Annotated in this window: 18 protein-coding genes; 7 read left to right on the top strand and 11 right to left on the bottom strand. The window is 72.5% G+C overall.

Annotation, left to right across the window (positions count from 1 at the left end; genetic code table 11):
* Window positions 1-83 precede the first annotated feature (83 nt).
* From FL583_RS30395 to FL583_RS30385, 3 genes are read left to right on the top strand one after another with little or no spacing between them, the layout of a single operon-like run.
* On the top strand, window positions 84-1,964 hold the full coding sequence (locus FL583_RS30395; RefSeq protein WP_142708303.1) for a sensor histidine kinase: 1,881 nt from the start codon (window positions 84-86) through the stop codon (window positions 1,962-1,964).
* Window positions 1,955-2,596, top strand: a complete 642-nt coding sequence (locus tag FL583_RS30390; protein ID WP_142708302.1) for a response regulator transcription factor — start codon at window positions 1,955-1,957, stop codon at window positions 2,594-2,596. Before FL583_RS30395 ends, FL583_RS30390 begins: the two co-directional genes overlap by 10 nt.
* Window positions 2,597-2,607: 11 nt before the next feature.
* Window positions 2,608-3,324 carry an acVLRF1 family peptidyl-tRNA hydrolase gene (locus FL583_RS30385; RefSeq protein ID WP_142708301.1) on the top strand — a complete coding sequence of 239 codons (717 nt, stop codon included), beginning with the start codon at window positions 2,608-2,610 and terminating at the stop codon, window positions 3,322-3,324.
* Window positions 3,325-3,379: 55 nt separating this feature from the next.
* On the opposite strand, the gene ypfJ is transcribed toward FL583_RS30385, so the two are convergent.
* Window positions 3,380-4,267 carry a KPN_02809 family neutral zinc metallopeptidase gene (gene ypfJ, locus FL583_RS30380; protein WP_142708300.1) on the bottom strand — a complete coding sequence of 296 codons (888 nt, stop codon included), beginning with the start codon at window positions 4,265-4,267 and terminating at the stop codon, window positions 3,380-3,382.
* 169 nt (window positions 4,268-4,436) lie between these two features.
* Between ypfJ and FL583_RS30375 the strand changes: the two genes are divergently transcribed.
* Window positions 4,437-6,038 carry an ABC-F family ATP-binding cassette domain-containing protein gene (locus tag FL583_RS30375; RefSeq protein ID WP_142708299.1) on the top strand — a complete coding sequence of 534 codons (1,602 nt, stop codon included), beginning with the start codon at window positions 4,437-4,439 and terminating at the stop codon, window positions 6,036-6,038.
* A 69-nt stretch (window positions 6,039-6,107) separates the two neighbouring features.
* Here FL583_RS30375 and FL583_RS30370 read toward each other — a convergent pair whose 3' ends face one another.
* From FL583_RS30370 to FL583_RS30360, 3 genes are all read right to left on the bottom strand, one after another.
* Window positions 6,108-6,803 carry a hypothetical protein gene (locus FL583_RS30370; RefSeq protein WP_142708298.1) on the bottom strand — a complete coding sequence of 232 codons (696 nt, stop codon included), beginning with the start codon at window positions 6,801-6,803 and terminating at the stop codon, window positions 6,108-6,110.
* Between the two features lie 205 nt (window positions 6,804-7,008).
* Window positions 7,009-7,596 (bottom strand): hypothetical protein, encoded by a 588-nt coding sequence (locus tag FL583_RS40465; RefSeq protein ID WP_170323947.1) that lies wholly within the window; start codon window positions 7,594-7,596, stop codon window positions 7,009-7,011.
* A gap of 135 nt (window positions 7,597-7,731) precedes the next feature.
* A complete protein-coding gene (locus tag FL583_RS30360) occupies window positions 7,732-9,813 on the bottom strand; it encodes a hypothetical protein (RefSeq protein WP_142708296.1) in 2,082 nt (693 codons plus the stop codon).
* 143 nt (window positions 9,814-9,956) lie between these two features.
* Here FL583_RS30360 and FL583_RS30355 point away from each other — a divergent pair, with 143 nt between their 5' ends.
* Window positions 9,957-10,562 (top strand): enoyl-CoA hydratase/isomerase family protein, encoded by a 606-nt coding sequence (locus FL583_RS30355; protein ID WP_142708295.1) that lies wholly within the window; start codon window positions 9,957-9,959, stop codon window positions 10,560-10,562.
* On the opposite strand, the gene FL583_RS30350 is transcribed toward FL583_RS30355, so the two are convergent.
* The gene (locus FL583_RS30350) at window positions 10,559-11,332 is read right to left on the bottom strand and encodes an exodeoxyribonuclease III (protein WP_142708368.1); all 774 of its coding nucleotides are present in this window, start codon (window positions 11,330-11,332) and stop codon (window positions 10,559-10,561) included. The two genes, FL583_RS30355 and FL583_RS30350, sit on opposite strands and share 4 nt — an antisense overlap.
* Before the next feature lie 58 nt (window positions 11,333-11,390).
* On the opposite strand from FL583_RS30350, the gene FL583_RS30345 reads away from it, so the two are divergent.
* Entirely contained in the window at window positions 11,391-13,256 is a 1,866-nt protein-coding gene (locus FL583_RS30345) for an ABC transporter ATP-binding protein (protein WP_142708294.1), read from the top strand.
* Here the strand turns inward: FL583_RS30345 and FL583_RS30340 are convergent.
* From FL583_RS30340 to FL583_RS30330, 3 genes are all read right to left on the bottom strand, one after another.
* Window positions 13,237-15,480, bottom strand: a complete 2,244-nt coding sequence (locus tag FL583_RS30340) for a bifunctional polysaccharide deacetylase/glycosyltransferase family 2 protein (RefSeq protein ID WP_205752589.1) — start codon at window positions 15,478-15,480, stop codon at window positions 13,237-13,239. The two genes, FL583_RS30345 and FL583_RS30340, sit on opposite strands and share 20 nt — an antisense overlap.
* Window positions 15,481-15,764: 284 nt before the next feature.
* Window positions 15,765-16,001: a hypothetical protein gene (locus tag FL583_RS30335; RefSeq protein ID WP_142708293.1), complete on the bottom strand. Its 237-nt coding sequence runs from the start codon at window positions 15,999-16,001 to the stop codon at window positions 15,765-15,767.
* A 216-nt stretch (window positions 16,002-16,217) separates the two neighbouring features.
* Window positions 16,218-17,594 (bottom strand): peptidoglycan-binding domain-containing protein, encoded by a 1,377-nt coding sequence (locus FL583_RS30330; protein WP_142708292.1) that lies wholly within the window; start codon window positions 17,592-17,594, stop codon window positions 16,218-16,220.
* Window positions 17,595-17,780: 186 nt separating this feature from the next.
* Here FL583_RS30330 and FL583_RS30325 point away from each other — a divergent pair, with 186 nt between their 5' ends.
* Complete coding sequence (locus FL583_RS30325) at window positions 17,781-18,509, top strand: class I SAM-dependent methyltransferase (protein ID WP_170323946.1); 729 nt, start codon at window positions 17,781-17,783, stop codon at window positions 18,507-18,509.
* Window positions 18,510-18,637: 128 nt separating this feature from the next.
* On the opposite strand, the gene FL583_RS30320 is transcribed toward FL583_RS30325, so the two are convergent.
* From FL583_RS30320 to FL583_RS42590, 3 genes are all read right to left on the bottom strand, one after another.
* Window positions 18,638-19,210 carry a TetR/AcrR family transcriptional regulator gene (locus tag FL583_RS30320; protein WP_142708290.1) on the bottom strand — a complete coding sequence of 191 codons (573 nt, stop codon included), beginning with the start codon at window positions 19,208-19,210 and terminating at the stop codon, window positions 18,638-18,640.
* Window positions 19,211-19,301: 91 nt separating this feature from the next.
* Window positions 19,302-22,079, bottom strand: coding sequence for an aconitate hydratase AcnA (gene acnA, locus FL583_RS30315; protein ID WP_142708366.1), 2,778 nt, complete (start codon window positions 22,077-22,079; stop codon window positions 19,302-19,304).
* Between the two features lie 317 nt (window positions 22,080-22,396).
* Complete coding sequence (locus tag FL583_RS42590; RefSeq protein WP_276611652.1) at window positions 22,397-23,386, bottom strand: toll/interleukin-1 receptor domain-containing protein; 990 nt, start codon at window positions 23,384-23,386, stop codon at window positions 22,397-22,399.
* Between the last annotated feature and the right edge of the window lie 1,551 nt (window positions 23,387-24,937).

Here is a 24,937-nt window from a genome sequence, read left to right as displayed (position 1 = left end):
CGGCCAGTACAGCTCTGACCTGCGCATCCAACCTGCGTGCTGGCACTGATGCGTTTTCGCTCGGCGCGAGTGACGATGTCGCCATGGTGGCTCGGTTCCCGGTGCACCGGGCCGTGCTGCTGCCCGTGCTGGTGTTCGCGCTAGGCGGGGTGCTGCAGCTCGTCTACCCGCTGGGCGACCCGCTGGCGGTGACCGCGGTGACCGTGGCCGTGCTCGCCGTTCCGGTCCTGCTCGGCGTGCTGCTCGGGATCCGGGTGCCGGGCAACCCGGTGGGGCCCGCGCTGGCCTGGGTCGGGGCCGCGCCCTCGGCCGCGTTCGCGATCGAGTACTGGGGCGCGTCCTCGTGGCCGGCCGCGCGGGTCATCGGGATGGTCTCGCCGGGCGTCTGGGTGTGGAACCTGGCCGGGTTCGTCGCGCTCTGCCTGGTGTTCCCGAACGGCTTGCTGCCGGGCCGGCGGTGGCGCCGGGCCGCGCTGCTCACCGCCGGGGCCGGGTTCCTCGTCAACGCCGTCGGGGCGTTCGCCGCCGTGCCCCGGCCGACCCCGGTGCTGGCCGCGGCGACCGTGATCGGCTTCGGGTCGTGCCTGTCCGCGCTGGTCACCGCGGTGGTCGCGCTGGTCACCCGCAACCGGCGCGGGGACGACGTCACCCGGCAGCAGCTGCGCTGGCTGGTGCTCGGGGCCGGCACGGTCCCGGTGCTGCTCGCCGCGGGCTGGGTCGCGCAGTCGCTCGGCGCCTCGCCGGCGCTCGCCTACACCGGCTTCCTGCTCGCGATGCTGCTCGCGGTCCCGGCCGCGGTGCTCGTCGCGGTGCTCTGGTACGACCTGTTCGACGTCGACCGGCTGCTCGGGGCGTCGGTGTCCTGGCTGCTCACGACCGCGCTGTCGGCCGCCGTGTTCGCCGGGGTGGTGGCGGCCGCCGGCGTGCTCGGCGCCGACAGCCGGCTCGGCGTCACCGGGGCCGCGTTCGTGACCGCGCTGGTGCTCCAGCCACTGCACCGGCGGCTGGCCGAGTCCGTCGGCCGGCTCACCGACCGCGACCGGTACCTGCTCCGCGGCCGGCTGCAGGCGTTCGTCGCCGAGGTCCGCGACGGCACCGCGTCCGCCGACCGGACCGAGGACGTCCTCCGCGCCGTGCTCAACGACCCCGGCCTGCGGTTGCTCCTGCGCGCGCCGGGCGCGGTCGACGTCGACCTGGCCGGGCATCCGGCCGAGCACACGATCCCGCTGCGGTCGGGCGAGGCCGACGTCGGGGTGCTGGCGCTCGGCACGGTGTCGGCCCGGCGGTTGCGCCGCGCCCGCGAGGCCGTGGTCGAGGCGCGGCTGCCGATCGAGGTCTCCCGCCTCCAACTGCACCTTCGGGACGCTCTGCGCGAGGTCAGCGCCAGCCGGCAGCGGCTGCTGACCGCGACCGCGGAGGAGCGACGCAAGCTCGAACGCGACCTGCACGACGGCGCCCAGCAGCGGATCGTCGCCGTGGGCATGCGGCTGCGGTCGCTCCAGCGGACGCTGACCGGACCGGCCGTCGCCGAGCTGGACGTGGCCGTCGAGTCGCTGGAGGCGACGATCGCCGAGCTGCGGCGGCTGGCCCAGGGAATCCGCCCGAGCCTGCTCGACGACGGGTTGCCGGTCGCACTGCAGGCGCTGGTCGGCGACAGCCCGATCCCGGTCGAGCTGGTCGTCGAGGACGTCCGCACGTCGGATCCGGTCGCGACGACCGTCTACTACCTGATCGCCGAGGCGTACGCGAACGCGCTCAAGCACGCGGACGCCGGGCGGATCCGGATCGAGGTGACGTCCTCCGGCGACGTCCTGCGGGTGGAGGTGGCCGACGACGGGGTCGGCGGCGCGGGCACCGACCTGCCGTCGGTACGCGACCGCATCGCCGCGGTCGGAGGTTCGTTGGCGGTCGACAGCCCGCCCGGTGGAGGCACGACCGTGACCGTGGAGATCGCATGCGCGTAGTGGTGGCTGACGACTCGGTGCTGTTCAGGGAGGGGCTGGTGCGGCTGCTCACCGAGGCCGGGCACGAGGTCGTCGCCCAGGTCGGGGACGCCGACGCCCTGGTGGCCGCGGTCGGTGCGCTGGGGCCGGATCTCGCGGTCATCGACGTCCGCATGCCGCCGACGATGACCGACGACGGGGCGCGGGCCGCGCGCACGCTGCGGGAGCAGCATCCGGAGCTGCCGATGATGCTGCTGTCGCAGCACGTCGAGACGCGGCACTCGGTGGCGCTGGTCGCCGGCGGCGGGTTCGGGTATCTGCTCAAGGACCGCGTGCTACGGGTCGACGACTTCCTGGACGCGGTCCGGCGGGTCGCGTCGGGGGGCTCGGCGCTCGACCCCGAGGTGGTCGGAGGGTTGCTGGGGCCGCGCGGGGGACGGTTCGGGGCGTTGACCGGGCGGGAGAACGAGGTGCTGGCGCTGGTCGCCGAGGGGCACTCGAACGCGGCCATCGCCGGGCGGCTGCAGCTGGCCGAGCGGACGGTCGAGTCGCACATGCGCAGCATCTTCGGCAAGCTGGCGATCCCCGACACCGGTGAGCACCACCGCCGGGTGCTGGCGGTGCTGGCGTACCTGGCGAGCCGCCGCCGCTAGGGTGTCGCGGCATGGGGAAGCAACCGGCGGCGGGCGGAGGACGCTGGGTCGAGGTACCGCCCGAGCGCCTGTCCCGCTGGTTCACCGGGTTCTCCGACCGGCACGGCGGCCTCGCCCGCGCCGAGCCTTCTGGGGCTTCCGGGGCTTCTGGGGCTTCTGGGGCTTCTGGGGCGGCCGCGGCCGGCGCTCCGGACCCGGCCGACATGGTCACCGTGTACGGGGCCGACGGCGCGGTCGCGGAGTGCCATCCGCCGTTCCCGCCGGTGGTCGTCGGGGCCGACCCGGTGGCCGACCTGATCGCGCACGCCTCCCGCGACCGGCGGGTCGGGGTGCTGCTCGTGAGGCTCGGCGGATTCGCCGCCGGGGTGTTCGAGGGGTCGACGCTCGTGACGTCGAAGGTCGACACGAGGCTCGTGCACGGCCGCAACAAGGCCGGTGGCCAGTCGGCCCAGCGATTCGCCCGCCGGCGGGAGAAGCAGGCCCGCGAGCTCGCCGAGGCGGCCGCGGCGGTGGCCGCCCGGGTGCTGCTGCCGTCGTCGCTCGACGCCGTGGTGCTGGGTGGGGACCGGGCCGCCGTCGACGCGGTCTTCGAGGACCGCACACTCGCTCCGCTGCGCGCGCTGGCCGTCGAGCGCTTCCTCACCGTCCCCGACCCGCGCCGAGACGTCCTCTCAGCCACCCCTTATGCCTTCCGCGCCACCCGCATCCGGGTGGTCGACGCGGCCTGACGACTTTCCGGGGTTCTGAGCCCGCCCAGAACCCCGGAAAGTCGGTAATCCGCGCTCAGGCGGCGTTGAGCGTGTTGCAGGACTTGGGGTCGCCGCTGGACTGACCGGTGGTGAACCACTTCTCGCGCTGGGCCGCGGAGCCGTGGGTCCAGGTCTCGGGGTTCACGCCGCCGCCGGACTGCTCCTGGATCCGGTCGTCACCGACCGCCCCGGCGGCCTGGATCGCCGACTTGACGTCCTCCTGCGAGACGCTCTTGACCAGGCTCTCCGCGCCGCCGCTGGCGTTCTTCGTCCAGACCCCGGCGTAGCAGTCGGCCTGGAGCTCCAGCGCGATCGAGTACTGGTTCTCCTTCGACGGGTTCTGCTGCTGGAGCTTGCGGATCTCGCCCTCGAACCCGGTCAGGTACTGGATGTGGTGGCCGAACTCGTGCGCCAGCACGTACGCCTGGGCGAACTCGCCGGGCGCCCCGAAGCGCTGCGCGAGTTCGTCGTAGAAGCCCAGGTCGATGTAGATCCGCTGGTCACCGGGGCAGTAGAACGGCCCGACGGCCGACGACGCCTGCCCGCAGGCGGTGTTCACGGCCTGGGTGAAGAACCGCAGCTTCGGGTCGGTGTACTGCGCCCCGAGCGCCTGGGTGCCCTGCGTGCCCCAGTAGTCGCGGAGGTCGTCGAACACCGCGACCTGGCGGCACTCGACGTGGTCGAACCGCTGGGCGTTGCTGGTCGCGCACGTCTGAGCCAGCCCCGCGGTGCTGCTCGGCGCCGGTGACGACGACGAGTCGTTGCCCAGCGTGTTGTAGCCCAGCAGCGCTAACACCACCGTGACGATCAGGCCCAGCGCACCGCCACCGATGGCGATCGGCCCACCGCCGAAGCCACCGCCACCGCCCCGCGCATCCTCGACCTGCGAGAGGTCCAGGTTGGCGTCGTCATCGAAGTCCATCGCTCGTACTCCCGTTCCGGGCCAGGGGTCGCCGATCCGATACCCCGCGGGCGACGGGGCCAACCTAGTGGCAGCTCAACCTCTCGGCGGCGGCGGGTAGACTGGCGGGGTGCGCTCGTAGACCGACCCTCGCCCCGATCTGTCCCGTCTGTCTGCGAGGAACCCTCTTTTGATCACCGTTACCGGGCTGGAGCTGCGCGCGGGTGCGCGCATCCTGCTCTCCGACACCACGCTGCGCGTCCAGCCGGGCGACCGGATCGGCCTGGTCGGCCGCAACGGCGCCGGCAAGACGACGACGCTCAAGGTGCTGGCCGGCGAGGGCCTGCCGTACGCCGGTCACGTCGACCGCCGCGGTGAGGTGGGCTACCTCCCGCAGGACCCGCGCACCGGCGACCTCGACGTGACCGCCCGCGACCGCGTGCTCTCGGCCCGCGGCCTCGACGTCCTGCTCCACGACATGGACAAGGTGCAGGTGGCGATGGCCGAGGCGGCCACCGACGCCGACCGCGACAAGCTCGTCCGTCGTTACGGCCGCCTGGAAGACCAGTTCGCCGCGCTCGGCGGCTATGCCGCCGAGAGCGACGCGGCGCGCATCTGCGCGAACCTCGGCCTGCCCGATCGCGTCCTCGGTCAGCCGCTCCGGACGCTGTCCGGCGGACAGCGCCGCCGCGTCGAGCTCGCCCGCATCCTTTTTTCGGACGCCGAGACGCTGCTCCTCGACGAGCCGACGAACCACCTCGATGCCGACTCGATCACCTGGCTGCGCGACTACCTCAAGGGCCACAAGAGCGGGCTGATCGTCATCTCGCACGACGGCGACCTGCTCGACGCCGTCGTCAACAAGGTCTGGTACCTGGACGCGAACCGCTCCGAGATCGACCAGTACAACCTGGGCTGGAAGGCCTACCACCAGCAGCGGGAGGCCGACGAGCGGCGTCGCAAGCGCGAGCGCGCGAACGCCGAGAAGAAGGCCGGCGCGCTGATGTCGCAGGCCGACAAGATGCGGGCCAAGGCCACCAAGGCCACCGCGGCCCAGAACATGGCCAAGCGGGCCGAGAAGCTGCTGGCCGGGCTGGCCGACGAGCGGCAGTCGGACAAGGTCGCCAAGGTGCGGTTCCCGACTCCGGCGCCCTGCGGGCGCACCCCGCTGACCGCGTCCGGCCTGTCGAAGAGCTACGGCTCGCTGGAGATCTTCACCGACGTCGACCTGGCCGTCGACCGGGGGACGCGGGTCGTGGTCCTCGGGCTCAACGGCGCGGGCAAGACGACGCTGCTGCGGCTGCTGAGCGGCATGGAGCAGCCCGACACCGGTTCGGTGGAGCCCGGACACGGGCTGAAGATGGGCTACTACGCCCAGGAGCACGAGACGCTCGAGACGGAGCGCACGGTGCTGGAGAACATGCGGTCGGCGTCGCCCGACAGCTCCGACGGCGACATCCGCCGCCTGCTCGGCGCGTTCCTGTTCTCCGGGGACGACGTCGACAAGCCGGCCGGGGTGCTCTCGGGCGGCGAGAAGACGCGGCTGGCGTTGGCCGGGCTGGTGAGCTCGGCGGCGAACGTCCTGCTGCTCGACGAGCCGACGAACAACCTCGACCCGGCCAGCCGGATCCAGGTGCTGGACGCGCTGACGACGTACACCGGGGCGGTCGTGCTGGTGACGCACGACCCCGGGGCGGTCGAGGCGCTGAAGCCGGAGAAGGTGATCCTGTTGCCCGACGGGGTCGAGGACAACTGGTCGGACGATCTGATGGAGCTCGTCTCGCTGGCCTGAGCGGCCGCTGACACGACAGAAGGCCGGGGCGAATGGCCCCGGCCTTCGTTCGTGCGCGTCGCGTGCGGGTTACTGGGCGGTCGCGGTGGCACCGGTGGTCGGCGTGGTGGTACCGGTCGTGGCGGTGGCGCCGGTGCTCGGGTCGGTGGTTGCGGTGTTTCCGCTGGTTCCGGTGGCGTCGCTTCCGCCGGTTCCGGCCGCGTCGGTGGAGCCCGTGGTCGGTGCGGCCGTGGTGGGGGCGGCCGTGGTGGGCGCGGTCGTCGGGGCTGCGGTGGTCGGCGCGGCTGTGGTGGGCGCGGCCGTCGTAGGGGCCGTCGTGGGGGCGGTGGTGGTGGGGGCGGTGGTCGGAGGCTTGGTCGTTGCGGCGGCGCTCGGCTGGGTGGCCGGCGCAGCGCTCTGCGTCGACGTTCCGCTTGCGGTGGGTAACGAGGTGGTGGTGCCGGTCTGAGCCCGGCTCTCCGACGACTCGGCGGCCGCGCTCGAGCTGGACGCCGACGCGGTGGGTGCGGTGGTCGTCTGCGTGGCGGCCGCGGCCTTGGCGTCCGGGAACAGCGTGTCGAGGCCGACGTTGCCGCCGGTGAACAGACTGAACGCCAGCAGTCCGATGTAGAGCAGGCAAGCGGCCGACACGACCCCGGTGACGACTCGGAGGTAACGCCGGCGGCGTCCGGTCGTGTCGACGAAGACGGGGGCCTGCGAGGACGAGAGTTCGTCGCCGATCGGCTCGAGACTCTGCGTGATGTCGGGGGGCGCGACGCTGTTCACGCCTCGACAGTAATGACTGTTTCGGGCGCGCTTAGTTCACGCTGAGTTAGGTTGATACGGGGCCGATCCGGACAGAGTGCCTTCGTAATTGGGGCCGAGTCCGGACAAAACCGAGATGGGGCAACGAGTTCGACTATCAGGTAACTCACAGTGAGGCCTGTCGGATAGCGGACATTGACTACTGAGAGTTACTGTCCAAATGCGCTCAGTCGAACAGCGTGTCGAGAAGGGACCGCACCGGGCCCGGCTTGGCGGACGTCGACGGAGCTGCCGCGGTGGGGGTGGCCGGTGCCGACGGGGCCGCCGTCGTGGGGGCGGTGTCGGTTCTCGGGTTCGGGCTCCTGGTCGCGGCTCGGGGCGCCGCGGGCGACGAGTCGGACGGTGCCGACGGTGCCGACAGGGCCGCGGCGGAGCGGGGTGCGGCCGGTGGGCCGGCCGGTCGCTCGGCGGCGGGGGAGCGCTCGAGGGCGGCTTCGGCACTGATCATCGGCGCGGCCGTGGCCGGCGCCGAGGGATGGCGGCGGGCGTCGGGTACCAGGACCGCGGCCTCGTGGCTGCTGAGCATGCTCAGGACGAGCACGGCGGCGTAGGTGAGGCCGGTCAGGCACACGACCCATAACAGCGCCCGGATGCGTTTCTGGCGGCGTCCGGAGGCGTCCAGGAAGACCGGCAGTTCGAATCCGGCCGGGCGGCCGAGGAACTGGGTGTCCTCGGTGCTGTTGTCGGCGTCGGGGGTGGTGTCGGCGGCTTCGGATGGTTCGGTGCAGGTGTCGTCGGTTGGGACGAGAGCCATGGGCTCAGGCTAAAGGCAACCGGAGCGGTTGATCCATCCGCGAAAGCGGATATGTCCTACTTCGAGGGAAGCGGGTTTGGGGGCAATCGTGGCGCCCCCGAACCCGCGTCCCCAGCCTTGTCCCCAGCCGTGCCCTCAGCCTTGGCCGCGGCCGCCGCGCGGGTTGGGGTTGGCGTCCGCGTCGGGGACGACGTCGGGGCTCGGCGAGCCCGGGTCCTGATCGTCGGTCGGGTCGGGGGACTCGCTGGCCCGGGTGCGCGTCGGACGGGGGTCCGGGTCTTCCTCGGCCTCGGTGGGCGGCGGGGGCGCCTGGACGGTCGGCTTGGCGGTCGGCGTCGCCGAGCGGCGGCTGGTCGTCGGGTTCGGTGCCTGGGACGCGGCCGCCGACGGGCTCTTGCTCGGTACCGCGGACTTCGTGACGGCCGGGGTCGGGCTCGGCGTCGAGTCGTCCTTGTCGCCGATGATCGCGCCGCGCATGACGTCCGGGCCGGCGGTGAGGCTCACGATGATGCCGATCAGGAACAGCAGCGCGATGATGCCGACGATCCGGAACGCGATCTTGAGCAGCTTGCTGCGCCGGCCGCTGCTGTCGACGAACACCGGGCGGCCCATGTCGTCCGGGCGCTCGAACATCTGGGTGGCCTGGTCGTCGCCGCCCTGGGGGAGGCCGGGGATGAGCGGCAGGTCCTCCGGGCGCCGGATGATCTGGGTCGACGCGTCGTCGGGCGACGGGCCGCCGCCGCGAGGGCCGCCGGGGCCGCTCGGGGCGCCCGAGGCCGGGCGGGGGATGAACATCTCCGTGCGGTCGTCGTCCTGGTCGCGGAGGGCGCGGTCGAGGGGCGAGCGGTCGGTCTGCTTGGGGAGGATCATCGTGGACTCGGAGTCCAGGTCTGGCGGGGGTACCGGGTCGCGGCGGGGGAGGTCGCCCGGGCGCGCGTTGGGGACGGTGCGGGCGGCCGGGTCCGCGGGGGGCTCGTTGCGGTTGTCGGCGCGGTTGTCGGAGCGGTTGTCGTTACGGCCGTCAGCGCGGTTGTCGAGGCGGCCGTCCGGGCGGTTCTCTCGGCGGCTCAGCGGCGGGAGGCCGAGTTCTTCCGGGCGGACCCGGCGGGTCTCCATCGCGTTCTCGTCGGCGTAGCCGGCGGCCGGGTAGGCCCGGTCGTCCCGGCCCCGCCCGCGCTCGTCCCGCGCCCGCCCCCGATCGTCCCCGGCCCGCCCCCGGTCGTCCCCGCGGCCCCGGTCGTCGCCCCGGCCCCGGTCGTCGCCGCGGCCCCGGTCGTCGCCGCGCCCGCGGGCGTCGCCACGTCCGCGGTCGTCGCCGCGGCCGCGGTCGTCGTAGGACGCGCGCTGGTCGTAGGAGTCGTAATCCGCGCGCTGGTCGTAGTCGCTGCGCTCGGTGCGCCGCCCTCGGTCGCCCTGGTCGTCCCGGCCGCTCCGCTCGTCCCGCCCACGGTCGTCGCGACCCCGGTCGCGGTCGTCGCGCCCACGGTCATCACGTCCGCGGTCATCGCGGCCGCCACGCTCGTCGTAGGACCCGCGCTCGTCGTACGCGCCCCGCTCGTCGTATCGACCGCGGTCGTCGTACCCGCGCTCGCTGTCCGGAGCGCGTCCTCCGTCGGACGGGCGTCCTCCGTCGGACGGGCGTCCTCCGTCGGAAGTACGGCCTCCGTCGGAAGAGCGGCCGCTTCCGCGGCGGTCGTCGTAGCCTCGGGCGTCGTCCGGGCCGCGGCCGCCGCGGCGGTCGTCGTACCCGTCGTCGTCGGCGCCGCGCCGACCGTCGAAGCCCCGATCGTCGAAAGCCCGGTCGTCGTAGCCTCGCGGGTCCTCCGGCGCCCGGGCGGGCGCGGCCCGGCGCTCGTCGTATCCGCGGTAGTCGTCCAGGCGCTCGGTCCGGTCGTCGGGGCGGTCGAAGTCGCCGTAGGCCGCGCGCTGGTCGTAGTCACTGCGATCGGGCCGCCGCCCGCGCTCCCCACCCACCGAGGCGCGCTCGTCGTAGTCGACGGAATAACGATCGTCGCCACCGCGGTCGTAGGAGCCACGCGGCTCGGACGACGAGCGGGGCGCGGGCGGCCGGGGCGACTCCGCGCCACCGCGCCGGCCGTAGGCCCCATCCGATAACGCGGTCCGGCGGTACCCGCCCGCATCGGACTCCACGCCGCGGGGAGGGTCGTACGCCCCACCGCTCGAGCGGGCGTCGTCATGCGGGTAGCCGGGAGCCATGGCTTTCAGAGTAAGGCGTGCGGTGAACCGTTCACGATCTGGAGCCGGGAGTCCCACCCGTTCGGCCCTATTACTACCGACATTTGTTAGCTACTGACCCTGCGTAATCTCGACGAGAACGGGAGTAAACGGAAGGGGACCGAGTGTCCGAGGTGCTTACGCTCCGAATCGCATCGACGCAGACGTTCGACGCGCTCACGCAACTAGGCCGCGAGCTTACCGGCGACGTCCGCGTGCTGGTCCTCCACGTCGCCGACTGGCCCACAGACCCCGCGACCCTCACCGACGAGACGATCGCCGGCTACCAGCAGGCAGTGTCCCGGCTCCAGCGACCGGACCTCGTCCTGGTCACCACCGCCGCCGACCCCCTCACCGGCCTGGCCGCCGAACTGGCCCTCTGCGGCGACCTCCGGTTCTTCGCCCCCGACGCCTCGGTCGCGCTCACCGCCGTCCACGAAGGTCGCGTCCCGATCCTCGGCACCACCGCGCGCCTGGCCGACCTGGTCGGGCCGGCCCGGGCCCTGGAGCTGTGCCTCACCGGCCGCCCGGTCCAGGCCGACGAGGCCGAACGCCTCGGCCTGGCCACCCCGGGCGCCGTCGAGCCGAGCGTCGACCTCCTGACGGGCACCGACCGCAACGCGCTCACCGAGATCAAGGCCCTGATGGCCGGCGCCCGCTACCGCACCCCCACCGAACACGCCACCGAGGAACGCCACGCGTTCCTCCGCCTGGCGTCCCCGGACAGCTAAGAGCCCACGTCCACGACCACCGGCGCGTGATCCGACGGCCCCTTCCCCTTCCGCGCCTCCCGGTCCACGTAGGCATCGGTCACGGACGCCGCCAGCGCGGCGTCCGCATAGAACAGGTCGATGCGCATGCCGAGGTTCTTCGGGAACGCCCCGGCGCGGTAGTCCCAGTAGGTGAACGGATAGTCGTACTTCAACGGTCGCGGGAACACGTCGACCAGGCCCTCCTCGCGCAGCGAGGCGAGCGCCTCGCGCTCGGGCGGGGTCACGTGGGTGGAGTCGACGAAGACGGCGGGGTCCCAGACGTCGCGATCGGTCGGCGCGACGTTGAAGTCGCCGGTCACGACGAACGAGCCGTGGCCGAGCTCGGCGGCCACCGTGGCCCGCAGGGCCTTCAGCCACTCCAGCTTGTACAGGTAGTGCGGGTTCGACGGCTCCCGGCCGTTGGGGACGTAGACCGACCAGATCCGCACCCCGCCGCAGGTCGCCCCGATCGCGCGCGGCTCCGGGTCGGGGAAGCCGGGCTGGTCGACCAGCCCCCGGGTGACGTCGGCCAGGCCCACCCGCGACAGCAGCGCGACGCCGTTCCACCGCCCGTCGCCGTGGGCCGCGGTCTCGTAACCGAGTTCGGCGACCGCGTCGGCCGGGAACCCCTCGGTCGTCGTCTTGATCTCCTGCAGGGCGACGACGTCCGGCTTGGTATCAGCCAGCCATTCGAGCAGCCGGGGGAGCCGTGCCGTCACCGAGTTCACATTCCAGGTCGCCAGGCGCACGGGGTCCATCCTGCCAGCGCCGGGAATCGGGCGGCCTGATTACAGCGTTGCAGGTCCCATGACCCAACCGATGGCCGCGATGCAGATGATGCGGTCGCTGCGCCGCGAGCCCGGCGACCAGCGCAAGCTGCCCCCGGGCACCTGGAAACGCATCCTGCGGTTCGCGCGGCCGTACCGACGCGACATCGTCGTGTTCCTGGCCGCGACCGTCGTGTCGTCGGTGATCGCGGTCGTGACGCCGCTGCTGGCCGGCCGGGTCGTGGACGCGATCAACCGCGGCGGCCCGAGGTCGACCGTGGTCACGGTCGCGCTGGTGATCGCCGGGCTGGCGGTGTTCGACACCGTGCTCTCGATGGTCGGGCGCTGGTTCTCGTCCCGGATCGGCGAGGGCATCATCCTGTCGCTGCGCAGCCGGGTGTTCGGGCACGTCCAGCGGATGCCGGTCGCGTTCTTCAGCCGCACCCAGACCGGCGCGCTGATCAGCCGGCTCAACAACGACGTGATCGGCGCCCAGCGGGCGTTCACGTCGACGCTGTCGGGAGTGGTCGCGAACGTCATCGCGCTGATCCTCACGCTCGCGGTGATGCTGACGCTGTCCTGGCCGATCACGGTCGCCGCGCTGGTGCTGCTGCCGATCTTCGTGTTCCCGGCCCGCCGGGTCGGGCGCCGGCTCGCGTCGATCACCCGCGAGGCGGCCGACCTCAACGCGTCGATGAACACGACGATGACCGAGCGCTTCAACGTCGCCGGGGCGATGCTCGTCAAGCTGTTCGGCCGGCCCGAGGAGGAAGAGGCGGCGTTCGCGAGGAGGGCGGCCCGGGTGCGTGACGTCGGCGTCCTCTCCGCCGTCTACTCGCGCGCGTTCTTCGCCGCGCTGACGCTGGTCGCGGCGCTGGCCACCGCGCTCGTCTACGGGGTCGGCGGCTGGCTGGCGCTGGCCGGCAGCCTGTCCGCCGGTACGGTCGTGAGCCTCGCGCTGCTGCTCACGCGTCTGTACGGGCCGCTGACCGCGCTGTCGAACGTCCAGCTCGACGTCGCGAGCGCGCTGGTGAGCTTCGACCGGGTCTTCGAGGTCCTCGACCTCGAACCGATGATCGCCGAGGGGTCCGGCGCGATTCCGGCCGGCGCGCGGTCGGTCGAGTTCCGCGGCGTCGACTTCAGCTACCCGGCCGCCGACGAGGTCTCGCTGGCTTCGCTGGAGGAGGTCGCGGTCCTCGACACCGCGCCCCGCACCCCGGTCCTGCACGGCATCGACTTCGAGGCCCGGCCGGGTCAGCTGGTCGCGCTGGTCGGCCCCTCCGGGGCCGGGAAGACCACGATCTCCGCGCTGGTCCCCCGCCTCTACGATGTGGACGCCGGAGCCGTGCTCGTCGGCGGCGTCGACGTCCGGGACGCCACGTCCGCGTCGCTGCGGGACGCGGTCGGCGTCGTCACGCAGGAGGCGCACCTGTTCCACGACACGATCCGGGCCAACCTGCTCTACGCCCGGCCGGACGCGACCGACTCCCAGCTCTGGGACGCGCTGCGCCGGGCCCGGATCGAGCCGCTGGTCGCCGCCCTGCCCGACGGGCTCGACACGGTCGTGGGGGAGCGGGGGCACCGGCTCTCGGGCGGCGAGAAGCAGCGGCTGGCGATCGCCCGCCTGCTGCTCAAGGCGCCCGGCATCGTCATTCTCGACGAGGCCACCGCGCACCTCGACTCGGACTCCGAGCAGGCCGTCCAGCGGGCCCTCGACGAAGCCCTCGACGGGCGGACCGCGCTGGTGATCGCCCACCGCCTGTCCACCGTCCGCAACGCCGACCAGATCCTGGTCGTCGACGGCGGCCGCATCGTCGAGCGGGGCACCCACGAGTCCCTGCTCGCCGCCGACGGCCTCTACGCGAACCTCTACCGGACGCAGTTCGCTACCGCGGTGCCGTCGTGATCTCGCCGGTGCGCCGGAGCTTCTGCCAGCGCAGCCGGGCGCCGGTGAGCGCGGTCGCCACCGACTGGATGAGCACCACGTACATCAGCTGCCGGTAGACGATCTGCTGCAGCGGGAACGCCCACAGCGGACGCAGCGGCTCGCGGTCCAGCCGGAACGCGACCGCGGCGATGATCAGCTGGGCGACCAGCATCCCGAGCCACCCGGCCGCCGTCAGGGCGGCGTCGTAGTAGATCAGCCCGTAGATCAGGAAGACGTCGATCAGCGGGGCCAGCAGCGGGAGCACGACCCCGAACAGGGCCAGGAACGGCAGCCCGACCCGTCCGAACCGCCCGGACGGACCGCGGTCGAGGAACGCACCGCGGTGCTTCCACATCGCCTGCATCGTCCCGTACGTCCACCGGTACCGCTGGGTCGCGAGCTGGCCGATCGTCGCCGGGGTCTCGGTCCAGGCCCGCGCGGTGTCCTGGTAGACGACCCGCCAGCCCTCCCGGCTCAGCGCCATCGTCAGGTCGGTGTCCTCGGCCAGCGTGTCGTCACTGACCCCGCCGACGCGGTCCAGCGCCTCGCGTCGGAACGCCCCGATCGCGCCCGGGACCGTCGGCATGCAGCGCATGATCTCGTGGGCGCGCCGGTCGACCGCGAACCCGGTCACGTACTCGATGTGCTGCCAGCGGCCGAGCAGGCTGCCCCGGTTGCCGACCTTCACGTTGCCGGCCACCGCCCCGACCGCCGGATCGGCGAACGGCTGGAGCAGCGCGGTGATCGAGCCCGGCTCGAACAGCGTGTCGCCGTCGACCATGATCACCAGCGGCCGGTCGCTGGCCGCGGTCCCGATGTTCAGCGCCCGGGCCTTGCCGCCGTTCGCCACCCGGATCACCCGGACGTGGTCCAGCCCGAGGGCCGCGACCAGGTCCGCGGTCCCGTCGGTCGACCCGTCGTCGACGACGATGACCTCGACCGGCACCGGGCTGCCGTCCGGCGCCCGGCCGACGTAGTCGCAAGCCGCGAGCGACCGGACCGCGGCCACGATCCCCGCGCTCTCGTTGTAGGCCGGCACGACGACCGTGACCGGCACCGTCACCGGCTCGGACGGCCGCCGTCGTCGTTTCTTGTACAGGTGCCGCCCGGTCAGCACGAGCATCAGGGCCAGCCGGGCCAGCGTCAGCGCGCCGACGATGATCAGCAGATACGCGCACCAGATCACGAACTCGTGGGCTAGCCAGATGCCGTACAGCACGGCCCGGCCGCGCCAGAGTTCGCTGCCGGTCGCGGTCCGGTGGACGGTCGCGGTCCGGTCGTCGCCGAAGTCGATGCCCTGGCTCAGCGTCGTGAACGTGTAGCCGAGCTTCTTCATCTTCGGGATGTAGAGGTCGAGCGCGGCGACGGTCTCCGCCCGGTTCCCGCCCGCGTCGTGCATGAGGACGGCGGCGCCGACGCCGTCTTTCGGCGTCGCGTTCTCGACGATCTTGCGGACGCCCGGCCGGGCCCAGTCCTCGCCGTCGACGTCGGCGACGACCGTGACGTAGTTCAGCGAACCGGCTTCGCGGATGATCGGCCAGTACGTGTCGTCGATCGCGTTGGCGGTGGACGAGTACGGGAAGCGCAGCAGCGACGTCGTGTCCCCGGTCGCGCCGACCACCGCCATCTGCGTCGCCGAGTACTGCAGGCGCCGTTCCCAGGCCGGGATCGTCGACATGTCCGAGTGCGTGAACGTGTGGATGCCGATCTCGTTGCCCTCGGCGTGGACCCGGCGGGCCATCTTCGGGTCCTCGGTGATGCGGGCGCCGACCATGAAGAACGTGCCGTGGATGTCGTGCTTCTTCAGCACGTCGAGGATCTTCGGCGTCCAGGTCGGGTCGGGGCCGTCGTCGAACGTCAGCGCGATCGTCTTGGCCTTCATGCGGAACGACGACGTGGTGCGGCCCTGGGTGGTGTCGATGACCGGGCCGCCGTCGGTGATCTGGGGCGGGACCTCGTTCGCCGGGCCGGCCTCGTGCACGGTGCTCGACGCGCCGACCGATGCGGTCGCGACCGCGTTCAGGAACAGCACCGCGCACAGGAACACCAGCAGGACGATGACGACCGGCACCCGTCCGCGGGGCCGCCGCTCGCCGCGCTCGCGCTGGTGGGGGCTGGGGGAGCGGCGCCGGCCGCGCCGTCGCGAGGCCGCCGGGGGTGGCTCGGGCGTACCGCCGGGCCCGTTCGGCTCACTGAACGCCACCCGGTCAGCGGCACTGACCTCAGCCCCAGGCCCGGGCTCAGCTGCGGGCCCGGGCTCAGCTGCGGGGCCGGGCTCAGCTGCGGGGCCGGGCTCGGCCGGACGCTCGGCTCCGGCCGCGGGTTCGGGCTCGGCGGCGGGGCCGGCTGCGGGGGTGCCTTCCGGGAGGTCGTCGGCGGGGACCTCGCCGGGGTGCGACGGGTGGTGGGCGGGCCGGTGCATCGCGGTCCTTCGGTCGGGCCGACCGGAGCCGGCGAGCGATGCGCACCGCCCGGCCCGGGACCGACCTACCCGGCCGAGCCCGTGGCGCTCGCCGACGCGGTGATGGTCGGCATCGCCGTCGACAGGTCCAGGGACGTGTCGAGCAGGCCGGTGGCCATCGCGCCGACGTACAGGGCGAACGCCAGGCAGACGAGGGCGGTCAGGATCCGCAGCCACCGGGCGCGCCGTCCGGTCGAGTCGACGAAAACCGGTGCGGACGATCGGGGCATCGTGGTGACGGTGCGTAATGCGTGACGGCTCATGAACACAAGCGTAGAAGGCTCATGAACCGCGCTAATCGGGCTCACCGTAGTAACAAATCGCCCAAATCGCTCACGTCCTGACCGGAAAATATGGACATAACGGGACTATCTTATCGCGTCACCCAGTTAAACAGCGCGTAGCGGACGACCGGGCCGTGCCCGGTCGTCCGCGTGATACATCCGAAGGTCCTGAGTTATGTCACCATGCGTGATCGCTCAGGCGCCGAGCGCGACCCACGTCGCCGTGTCGACGACGCCGGTGACCGGCAGACGGTGCGTGCGCTGGAACGTCTTCACCGCGTTCTGGGTCTTGCTCGCGAACGTGCCGGTGACCTGGGGCAGCCTCAGCCGCTTCTGGAGAGCGGTGACCGCGGCGCCCTTCGAGCCGTACTTGAGCGTCGTCTTCTTGTACTGGCTCAGCGGGTTGACCGGCTTCGCCGCCGGCTTCGTCGTGACCGCCGGCTTGGACGTCGTCGGCTTGGACGTCGTCGTGGCGGGCTTGGTGGCGCCGGCGTACGCGCCGGTGGGCTTGTAGGCGAGCAGCAGCGCGCGCCAGGTCGGAGCGTCGACGACGGCGGTGGCCGGCAGGCCGTGGGTGGACTTGAAGTCGACGACGGCGGTCGCGGTCGTGGGTCCGAACGTGCCGTCGGCCGACAGCCCGAGACCCTTCTGCAGCGCGGTCACCGCGTTGCCGTTGGCACCCGACTGCAGCTGCGCGCCGGAGAACTTGACCAGGCCGGTGTAGCCCGCGGCCGAGCCGGCCGGAGCGGTGATCGTCGGGTACGAGGTGCACCGGGTCTTGTTGACGACGCCGGTGTACGGGGCCGCGTAGTTCAGGTCGGAGACCCGGCACGGCCCGTAGTCGACGGCCGCGACGGACCCGGTCCAGAACGACGTCCGCTTCATCGCGCCGGCCCAGCTCAGGCTGAAGTGCACGTGGTCGCGGTGGCAGGTCGTGTCCATGCTCGCCTCGGGGTGCGACGCGCAGGTCATGTACGGCTTCCAGGTCTGGTTGTAGCTGCCCCAGATCTGCCCGTTCCAGATGATGTACATGACGCCGAGCCGGCGGGCGTTGGCGTACTTGTTGCCGGCCGCGTCGGTCGCGAACAGCCAGTTCAGCACCGCGGTGGCCTGGGCGGCCTGGGCCGGCTTGCGGATCGAGTTCATCCAGTCGACCGCGCGGCCGTCGTAGTGTTCGCTGGTCATCGTGCCGGTGCAGCCGCGGGTGACGCCGTACGAGGTGCCGGGGTAGGTGGCCTTGAGGAGCGCGCCGAGGGCCAGCGAACCGGGCTTGTCGACCCACTCGCACGACGTCTGCGGGATGTAGGGCGAGAGCGGCTCGATCCCGCTCGGCAGCTTCACCGCCGCCGCCGGCACGGCCACCGGCGTCGTCGTCGGCGCGCTTACCGGCGTCGCCGTGGGCACGGTGGCGGCGGACGCGGCCGCGGGCGCGAGCCCGACCGCACCGAGCGCGGCCAGGGCGAGCACGGCGCCGGCCGTCCGGAGCCGGCCGCGGGGCGAGCGAGCGGGCCGCCGGGACACGGCGATGGCGGCACTCGGGCGGGAAGCGCGGAAGCGCGGAAGCGTCGTCACGGGGGATCTGTCGGCGCACGACGGTTGCATCCGACCGGAAGCGGGCCCACGCTCCCGTTCCACTACCCAGTGTGAACCTTCGCGGGGAGAGCCCTATCTCTGCCTCAAGAGTCCGCGCCGGGTCTATCCGTGTGCCGCATGCTGCACTTAAGGTCCGCACAGACGTGTGTGACGGGGAGGACGGCAGTGGACGGATACGCGGCTGCGGCGCAGTACTACGACTTACTGCACGCCGAACGCACGGCTGCCAGGGCACGAGCACTGCTGGGGGCGGCCGGGGGCGAGATCCGGCACGGGATCCTCGACCTCGGGGCCGGGACCGGCTCGGTGATCGCGGCGCTCGCCGCCGAGGTGCCGGAGGTGCCGATCGTGGCCGTGGAGCCGTCGGTCGGGATGCGGACGGCCCTGTACGCGCGGTTAGCGGCCGACCCGTCGCTGCGGGGACGGACCACGGTCGTCCCGGATGCCGCCGAGCGGTTCGCCGTGTCCGAGGGGTTCGCGGATCTGGCCGTGTGCCTGGACACCAGCCCGGCGTTCCCGCCGCCGTACCGCCCCGACATCTGGCAGCGGGTGCGCGACGCGCTCGTGCCCGGCGGGGTGTTCCTGCTCGACGAGCCGGCCCTCACCGAGCCGGTCGTGCAGCAGCCGCGGGAGCTCGGCCGGGTCGCGGTCGGCACGCACACGGTCGTCGGGTCGGTGCGCGGCGAGCCGGCCGGCCAGCGGCAGTGGTGGGAGTACCGCTACACGGTGCTCGACGCCGAGGGTGAGGTGCTCTCCGAGGAGGAGACCGAGTTCTACACCTGGCCGATGAGCTCGGAAGACCTGCGAGCCGAGCTCGCCGAAGCCGGCTTCGTCCTCAAGGACGACATCGAGCTGGACGGCCTCACGGTGTTGCAGGCCGTCACCGGCCCCTAGTGGGCGGCCCGCCCAGAACGACGCTGCCGAGCGGGCGCGACGACTTGAGTACAACCAAGGTACGCGGCGTCATCGCGCCCGATCGGCAGCGCCGCCCTGGGCGGGCTCCAGGTCAGAACAAACGGCGCCTAGCGGCGCCGTACCGCTTCTTCCACTAGGTCGAGGACGGTGCCGAGCTTCGCGGCCGGGCGGCCCATGGCCAGGTGGAGGACCAGGCCGTCCAGGGCCAGCTCCAGGAAGCGCTGCAGGGTGTCGAGGTCGACGTCCTCGCGCAGCACCCCGGCCTCGCGCTGACGGGTCAGGCGGTCGTGCGTGGCCTGCGAGATCGCCTCCGACCGGGCCGCCCAGCGCGCGGCGAAGTCCTTGTCGGTACGCAGCCGGCGCGACACCTCGAGCTGCGTCCCGAGCCACCCGGCCTGCTCGGGGCTGAACTCGTCGTCCAGCAGGTTGCGCATCACCTGCACGAGCCCCTGCTCGGCGACGACCGCGGCCATCTCGGCCGCGTCGTCCTCGGCGACGGCGAGGAACAGCGACTCCTTGTCGCGGAAGTGGTGGAAGATCGCGCCGCGGGAGAGCCCGGTCTCCTCCTCCAGCCGACGTACGGTCGCGCCTTCGTAGCCGTGGCGGGCGAAGCACGCGCGCGCACCGGCGAGGATCTCCTGCCGTCGGGCGTCGAGGTGCAGCTGGCTGACCTTGGGCATGTCACTGATCGTGTCAGCCTGGGCGGAATCATGCAATCCGTACGTATGGTTTCCGAGGCCAACGTCCCCGAGGGGACGTTGGCCTCGGATCTCAGCCCAGGAGGCTGCGCAGGACGTACTGCATGATCCCGCCGTGCCGGTAGTAATCGGCCTCGCCCGGCGTGTCGATGCGCACGACCGCGTCGAACTCGACGCCGGTGTCGGTGCTCACCTTCACGGTCTTCGGCGTCGACCCCTCGTTCAGCGCGGTCACCCCGGCCACCGAGAACGTCTCCTCGCCGGTCAGGCCGAGCGACTCGGCCGACTGCCCGGCCGGGAACTGCAGCGGGAGCACGCCCATGCCGATCAGGTTCGACCGGTGGATGCGCTCGTAGGACTCCGCGATGACGGTCTTGACGCCCAGCAGCGCCGTGCCCTTGGCCGCCCAGTCCCGCGACGACCCCGAGCCGTACTCCTTACCGGCCAGCACCACCAGCGGCGTGCCGGCGGCGGCATAGTTCTGGGCCGCGTCGTAGACCGTGGTGACCGGCGCCGACGAGTCGGAGAAGTCCCGGGTGAAGCCGCCCTCGGTGCCCGGCGCGATCTGGTTGCGCAGGCGGATGTTCGCGAACGTGCCGCGGATCATCACCTCGTGGTTGCCGCGCCGCGACCCGTACGAGTTGAAGTCCCGCCGCTCCACCCCGTGCTCGACCAGGTACTTGCCGGCCGGCGAGTCGGCCTTGATCGCCCCGGCCGGGGAGATGTGGTCGGTCGTCACCGAGTCGCCGAGCTTCAGCAGCACCCGGGCGCCGTCGATGTCGGTGACCGGCGTCGGCTCCGGCGGCATGCCCTCGAAGTACGGGGGCTTGCGCACGTAGGTCGACTGGGCGTCCCACTCGAACGTGTCGCCGGTCGGCGTCGGCAGGTTCTGCCAGCGCTCGTCGCCGGCGAAGACGTCGGCGTAGTCGCGGGAGAACATCTCGCTGTGGATCGCGGATGCGATGACCTCCTCGACCTCCTGCGGCGACGGCCAGATGTCGCGCAGGTACACCGGCTGCCCGTCCGACCCGGTACCGAGCGGCTCGGACGTGATGTCGATGTCCATCGACCCGGCCAGCGCGTACGCGACGACCAGCGGCGGCGAGGCCAGGTAGTTCATCTTGACGTCGGGGTTGATCCGGCCCTCGAAGTTCCGGTTGCCGGAGAGCACCGCGGCCACGGCCAGGTCGGCCTCGTTGATCGCCGCGGAGATCTCGTCCTGCAGCGGCCCGGAGTTGCCGATGCACGTCGTGCACCCGTAGCCGACCAGGTTGAACCCGATCTTGTCGAGGTACGGCGTCAGGCCGGCCCGGTCGTAGTAGTCGCTGACGACCTTCGAGCCCGGGGCCAGCGTCGTCTTCACCCAGGGCTTGCGGGTCAGGCCGCGGTCGACCGCGTTCTTGGCCAGCAGCGCGGCGCCGATCATCACCGACGGGTTCGACGTGTTCGTGCAGGACGTGATCGCGGCGATCGTGACCGCGCCGTGGTCGAGCTCGAAGCTCGTGCCGTCGGACAGCGTCACCGGGACCTTGCGCGAGGGCCGCTCGCCCGACTTCTCGGCGTGGTGCGGCTGGTCGGCGGCGGTGCTGCGTCCGTTGGCGGGCGCGTCCGAGGCCGGGAACGACTCCTCGACCGACTCGTCGATCGGCCCGTACTGGGCTTCGTCGGTGACGTAGGTGCGGATGTCCCCACGCCACTGCTCCTTCGACTCGGCCAGGACGATCCGGTCCTGCGGGCGCTTCGGCCCGGCGATCGACGGCACGACCGTCGACAGGTCGAGCTCGAGGTACTCGGAGAACACCGGCTCGACGCTCGGGTCGTGCCACATGCCCTGTTCGCGGGCGTAGGCCTCGACCAGCTTCAGCTGCTGCTCGGGCCGGCCGGTCAGCCGCAGGTAGTTCACGGTCTCGGCGTCGATCGGGAAGATCGCCGCGGTGGAGCCGAACTCCGGGCTCATGTTGCCGATCGTGGCCCGGTTGGCCAGCGGCACCGCCGTGACCCCTTCGCCGTAGAACTCGACGAACTTGCCGACGACGCCGTGCTTGCGCAGCATCTCGGTGATCGTCAGCACCAGGTCGGTGGCGGTGGTGCCCTCGGGCAGTTCGCCGTTCAGCTTGAAGCCCACGACCCGCGGGATCAGCATGCTGACCGGCTGGCCGAGCATCGCGGCCTCGGCCTCGATGCCGCCGACGCCCCAGCCCAGGACGCCCAGCCCGTTGACCATCGTGGTGTGCGAGTCGGTGCCCACGCAGGTGTCGGGATACGCGGTTCCGTTGCGCACCATCACGGTGCGGGCCAGGTGCTCGATGTTGACCTGGTGCACGATGCCGGTGCCCGGCGGCACGACCTTGAACTCGTTGAACGCGCCCTGCCCCCAGCGGAGGAACTGGTAGCGCTCGAGGTTGCGCTGGTACTCCAGCTCGACGTTCCGGGTGAACGCGTCCGGGGCCCCGAAGACGTCGGCGATCACCGAGTGGTCGATGACCAGCTCGGCCGGCGCCAGCGGGTTGATCTTCGCCGGGTCGCCGCCCAGCTCCGCGACCGCCTCGCGCATCGTGGCCAGGTCGACCACGCACGGCACGCCGGTGAAGTCCTGCATCACGACCCGGGCGGGCGTGAACTGGATCTCGGTGTCCGGCTCGGCGTTCGGATCCCAGTTGGCCAGCGCGCGGATGTGATCGGCGGTGACGTTCGCGCCGTCCTCGGTGCGCAGGAGGTTCTCCAGCAGGACCTTCAGCGAGTACGGAAGCTTCGCAATCTTGTCCTGGAGTCCTTCGACGGCGTTCAGCCGGAAGATCTGGTAGTCCTCGTCGCCGACTGTGAGCGAGCCGGCCGACCCGAAACTGTCGATGCGCGGGGGGGAGCCCTCTGACACGTCCAACTCCTTCGTCGGTTCTTCTCGCCAGTCTTGCCTACCGGCCGTTCCGTCCTGCAGGCACCTGGCCCTTCCTTAAAACCGTACGTCCGTCTTTTATCCTACCGGATCCGGTCCACGCTCTGTGATCGGCATACCCAACTTCCGGCCGGAGATCTCCGCCGTCGGGCTTCTCTCCGTTCATGTCTACGCCTGCCGGGCGGGTCCCCGGGGCATCGCCCCGGACGCGCGGCACGCGCCGCGGAGACGCTCCGCTCCGGCGTCGAACTCCCGAGGGTGCCCTCGCGTCCTCGTTACTGCGGCGGCACCCCGACCGCCCCGGCGATCCGGTCGATGTCGGCGTCGAACGTCGTGTGGCCCAGCGTGAGGCCGTTGCGCCGGGTCAGCGGGGCCACGCTCGCGGGGAGTGCGTTCGCCCGGGGCATCTCGGCCCCGCTCACCAGCACCGGGATCACCCGTTTGCCGAGCTCCAACGCGGCCTCGACCTCGAGCCGCACGTAGTCCTCGGGGTCGTCGATGCGTCGCCGCTCGTCGGCCCCGGTCGCGTTCAGCCAGTTCTTGCCGATGACCACCAGGACCACGTCGGCGGCGGTGACCCCGGCCAGCATCTTCTCGACGAAGTCTTCCCCGGGCTTGACCGAGTCGACGTCCATGAAGATGTTCTGCCGCCCGATGAGGGCGCCGAGGGCGGCGCGCAGATAGGCCGCCGCCATGTCGGAGTCGGACCGTCGATAACAGATGAACACGGGTGCGCCGAGGTAGCGGCCGCCGGAGGCGGGAGTGGGGGGCTCGGTGAGGTAGGCGGAGGATTTGTAGAGGGTGGGAGGAAACGGCTCAGACGGATGCGCCCCGGAGCGGGCCGGGTGCGTCGGGGCCGGATCTGGGCGGGCTGATTCTGGGCGGGCTGATTCTGGGCGGGCCGGCTCGGAGAGGGGTGGCGCTTCCGGGTGGGCCGGGTCTGGGTGGGCCGGTTCTGAACGGCGGGCCGGGTCTGGGCGGCGGGCCGGGTCTGGGCGGGCCGGCTCTGAACGGCGGGTCGGCTCGGAGCGGGGTCGTGGTTCTGAGCGGGCCGGCTCTGAGCGGGGTGCCTGCGGCCAGGGCGGCTGAGTTCGAGACGGCGGGGTCGGAGGCGGAGAGGTCGGAGGCGGAGAGGTCGGAGGCGGAGAGGCGCGGAGGCTCTCGGCCGATCGGGTGTCGCTAGGCCGGTTGAAGCCGGTGAACCCCTCGAAGTCGATGTCGGGCGGAAGGCCGGCCTGAGCCCGGCGAACAACGTCCTCCTGCATCCCCGCGACCCACCCGAACGGATCGCGCGGCCCGGCCCCCCGTCGCCCCCGCCGAGCCCTCCGAACAAACCGGAACAAGCCCCGGACCATGATCAGCCCCGCCACCACCGCAATGACCAGCGAGACGATTCCGATGGTCGCGTCCATGTCGCTCCCGCCGACGCCGGGTACCACTCCACCGAGCCCACCCCAGCACTCCACCGCCCCCACCACCACCGAGCCAGCACTGAACTACCGGCCCCCGAACGCCCACCGAAGCACCACCACCGGCCGCCGCCAAAGCCACCCCGGCCTCGCGGCCAAGCCCGACCACCTACCCGAGGCCGGCGCCGCGGGCGTGGGTGCTGCCTGGGGCCGCAGGCGGTGGGTACTGCGCAGGCCGGTAGGGGGCTGCGCAGTCCCTGGGTGGTGGATGGCGCGCAGGGCCGCGCGCCGTGGATGCTGCGCGGGACGACGAGCGGTCGGTGCTGGCCGGGACCGCGGGCGGTGAGTGCGGCGCGGGGCGACGAGCGGTGGGCGCGGCGCGCGGCCGCGGGCGGTGGGTGATGGCCAGGGCCGTGGGCGGTCGGTGCGGCTCGGCGCCGGGATCCTCGTCGGACGCTGCTGGTCGTGGGAGTTCGCCTCGGAGTTGCGCGCGACCGCCCGGGGCGCGGGCTAGGATCGATGCGGACTGCCGGAGGCTGATCACCTGCAGCGCCCCGGGCGCCCAGCGGCAGTCGGCGATGCTGGTCGGCCGGACACCGCGGTCACGCCCGATCGTTGAAACGTCCCGGTCGATGCGCCAGTGCTCCGGCCGGTCCTGTGCGACCCACTCGGCCGTCTGCCTGCGCGGACCGGCGCCGCGGCGAGGCCTGACCGACCGCTGACGCCGCAGAGATCGCGTGATGGCCGCGAGACGCGGTGGTGCGAGGCGCGCGATGCTGCGGCGCGCGAAGCGTGACGCGCCGGGCCGGCCCGGCGAGGCCGGTTGTGCGGGCGCACTGCGCGGGCCGCGGTGATCCAGGGCGCGGACCCGGTGCAGAGGGGCGCGATGCTGAGGTGCAGCGCGCGCGGTGATGGTCCGCGGTGCGCTGGGCGTGGTGCGCGGGCTGGCCCCGCAGGGCCGGGTGCGGGCGCGGTGCGCGGGCCGCGGTGGTGCAGGGCGCGGACGCGGTGCAGGGCGCGCGGTGCTGCGGCGCGCGGGGCGTGGCCCACGGGGCGCGGTGCGGGGTACTGGCCCGCAGGGCCGGTGGAGCAGGCGCGGTGCGCAGCCGCAGTAATGCAGGCGCAGTGATGCAGGCGCAGTGATGCAGGTGCGCTGGCGCGGTGAAGGGGCCCGCGATGCTGGGGTGCGGCAGGCGGTGCTGGTCCGCGGGGCGGGGTGCGCAGGGCTGGTGATGCGGGCGCGGTGCGCGGGCCGCGGTGGTGCGGGGCGCGGGGCGGTTCGGCGTTCGGACTTTGCGGGCTTTCACGGGTGTGGCGGCGCGATCTGGGCTACGACCTCCGAGCGGTCGACTGCATCGGGCATCGCAGACGGCATCCGGGCAGCGGCTGCCTGCGCCGCCCCGCTCC

Origin of the sequence: Cryptosporangium phraense (assembly GCF_006912135.1) — a bacterium.
Taxonomy (GTDB): Bacteria; Actinomycetota; Actinomycetes; order Mycobacteriales; family Cryptosporangiaceae; genus Cryptosporangium; species Cryptosporangium phraense.
This window is presented reverse-complemented; position numbering and strand designations above follow the sequence as displayed.

Excerpts from the sequence above, each read along its gene's own strand:
- FL583_RS30395 (WP_142708303.1), top strand. The coding sequence starts at position 84 with ATGGTGGCTCGGTTCCCGGTGCACCGGGCCGTGCTGCTGCCCGTGCTG.
- ypfJ (WP_142708300.1), bottom strand. The coding sequence starts at position 4,267 with ATGGACTTCGATGACGACGCCAACCTGGACCTCTCGCAGGTCGAGGAT.
- FL583_RS30360 (WP_142708296.1), bottom strand. The coding sequence starts at position 9,813 with ATGGCTCCCGGCTACCCGCATGACGACGCCCGCTCGAGCGGTGGGGCG.
- FL583_RS30390 (WP_142708302.1), top strand. The coding sequence starts at position 1,955 with ATGCGCGTAGTGGTGGCTGACGACTCGGTGCTGTTCAGGGAGGGGCTG.
- FL583_RS40465 (WP_170323947.1), bottom strand. The coding sequence starts at position 7,596 with ATGGCTCTCGTCCCAACCGACGACACCTGCACCGAACCATCCGAAGCC.
- FL583_RS30345 (WP_142708294.1), top strand. The coding sequence starts at position 11,391 with ATGACCCAACCGATGGCCGCGATGCAGATGATGCGGTCGCTGCGCCGC.
- FL583_RS30320 (WP_142708290.1), bottom strand. The coding sequence starts at position 19,210 with ATGCCCAAGGTCAGCCAGCTGCACCTCGACGCCCGACGGCAGGAGATC.
- FL583_RS30335 (WP_142708293.1), bottom strand. The coding sequence starts at position 16,001 with ATGAGCCGTCACGCATTACGCACCGTCACCACGATGCCCCGATCGTCC.
- FL583_RS30385 (WP_142708301.1), top strand. The coding sequence starts at position 2,608 with ATGGGGAAGCAACCGGCGGCGGGCGGAGGACGCTGGGTCGAGGTACCG.
- FL583_RS42590 (WP_276611652.1), bottom strand. The coding sequence starts at position 23,386 with ATGCAGGAGGACGTTGTTCGCCGGGCTCAGGCCGGCCTTCCGCCCGAC.